Source organism: Aliivibrio sp. S3MY1 (assembly GCF_028765575.1).
Classification (GTDB): domain Bacteria; phylum Pseudomonadota; class Gammaproteobacteria; order Enterobacterales; family Vibrionaceae; genus Aliivibrio.
In genome coordinates, this window is record NZ_JARACO010000065.1 from 1 (window position 1) to 1953 (window position 1953).

The window sequence follows — 1953 nt, forward strand, 5'->3', positions numbered from 1 at the left end:
CGCAATAACACGTGCGAACGCCTTAATTACAAAACCAATTATACTCTAAACCGCGAATGCCGAGTGTAATTAGCATCGTGTTGATTGCTTTGTTATGCGATCCTTGCTTTCGCTCCGATAAACTTGGTAAAGAACTGATTTACCAAGATTTACTGTAAACTAAGTTTAATTAGACTGGCTCAATTTAGCGAGCAAAATATCATTTCAACGGCAATAACTGTGAAACTAAACAATCCCTTTTTCTTACACCATTTGTACGATTTGGTTTCAGCAAGTTTTGAACTGATAAACCAAATATCATTGCCACAATTGGGATTGAAAATGCTGAGAGGAAAACACTGATGCAGGCTAAAATGAGGCATAACCAAAGAACAATTGAAGCGTAAATTAGTTTCTGAAACGCCTGAATTTAGGGCAATAATAGTTCAATGCCGAACCTGATGAAATGGAAACCAAAAGGCAACAAAGAAAAAGGAAAACCACCCTACTTTCACACCTAAAAAACTAATGGTTCAATCGCTGGACTGAACCAAAAAACTGCATTCTCAGTGTTCGTATAACGCCTGCATAACACGTTTACTACTATACAATTATACTTAAAATTGACGCCCTAAAACGAGAAACACCCGACAACCTGAGGATGCCGAGTGTAGTAAATCGTGTTGATGCATTTGTTATGTGTTGAATGATAAACTATTTATAAGCAGCCTTTTCATTATCTTTTATTGCCGCACGAGCTGCTGTTTTCATAGTTTCACTGGTTTTTTTAAGCTTTTTTATTGAATTTCTAGAATAGATAGACCCTAAACATCGAAATAGTGTTGACGGTAATATGCTAACCGCAATCATAATCAAAGCCGTAAATTCAGTCATTTTATACTTTGGTTCAAAGCCAATATAAGCTAACAATACAAACAAAATTACAACAATTATAATACCGAGCACAGTAGCTATATTTGAAAGGTAGGTTAAAAATACTTTGTACTCTTGAGCTTCTTTATCCAACTCTTTAACTGAATCAGAATTTAAGCAATCCCCACTTTTATAAACAGCATTCAACTCTGATATTAAATTATCTCTTTCAGCATCTAGACTATCGATAGCTTTATTTTTTACACCATCCCAAAATGATGAAACAAAATTAATAGCTATTACAACACTAATAAATGGCGCAAAATCATATAATAAAACTAATGACACAGCTAATTCTGGCTCGTTCACAGGTAATGCCATTAGCGGAACTCCCCAGCTTCAGCTCTATTAGTAACAGCATTGAAATATTTCAAAAGCATATCATGGAAGTCAATATCAAATAATCCTAGAAATGAATTAACTTCAGATAATCGCTCCTTATTTACAGGAGAATATCGGCTAAAGAAGATTAAGTGAGATTCAGATGTCAGCAAAAATTCATTATCTAATGTATCTTTGGTCACTTGAGCTGCTAACTTTTTAGGTATTGGGGCTATATGCAATCGTTTTTCGCTCTCAACTGAAATCCGTTCAACGAAATTTAACAATTGCATTCTTGATGTATCATTAGTTAGTATTTTTAACGTTGAATTTTCAAGAAACTTAGATATTTTTCTACTTGTTTTTTCATCACTTATAGCATCAAATAGCTCACTTTCACCGTGCTCATCAAAAAAGATAAATGCATGTACTTCACTTGTACAAGAATCAAGAACTTCTTGTATAGCACATATACGAGCATTACTATCTGGCAAAGATATTGGTGTTGAGTCTTTTTGTTGCTTAAAACGTTCAATTAAACGCTTTAGTTCTGTTAACGGCATGTTAAATACCAACTTGTAAGTAGTTCACAATGTACCTAGTATACATGAGAGCATTCATTTGTAGTTAATGATAATATCATTTTGAAGATCTAACAGTTGAAACTTTGAACAGTTTAATTTTTTATTACACATAACGCCTGCATAACACGTTTGCTAC

Annotated in this window: 2 protein-coding genes; both read right to left on the bottom strand. The window is 33.7% G+C overall.

Features of this window, described 5'->3' with window-relative positions; genetic code table 11:
* Positions 1 to 693: 693 nt before the first annotated feature.
* The gene (locus PVK62_RS17195) at positions 694 to 1233 is read right to left on the bottom strand and encodes a hypothetical protein (protein ID WP_274445602.1); all 540 of its coding nucleotides are present in this window, start codon (positions 1231 to 1233) and stop codon (positions 694 to 696) included.
* Positions 1233 to 1796: a hypothetical protein gene (locus PVK62_RS17200; protein WP_274445601.1), complete on the bottom strand. Its 564-nt coding sequence runs from the start codon at positions 1794 to 1796 to the stop codon at positions 1233 to 1235. Before PVK62_RS17200 ends, PVK62_RS17195 begins: the two co-directional genes overlap by 1 nt.
* Positions 1797 to 1953: the final 157 nt, after the last annotated feature.

Coding starts and splice junctions, on each gene's coding strand:
- PVK62_RS17200 (WP_274445601.1), bottom strand. CDS start 1,796: ATGCCGTTAACAGAACTAAAGCGTTTAATTGAACGTTTTAAGCAACAA.
- PVK62_RS17195 (WP_274445602.1), bottom strand. CDS start 1,233: ATGGCATTACCTGTGAACGAGCCAGAATTAGCTGTGTCATTAGTTTTA.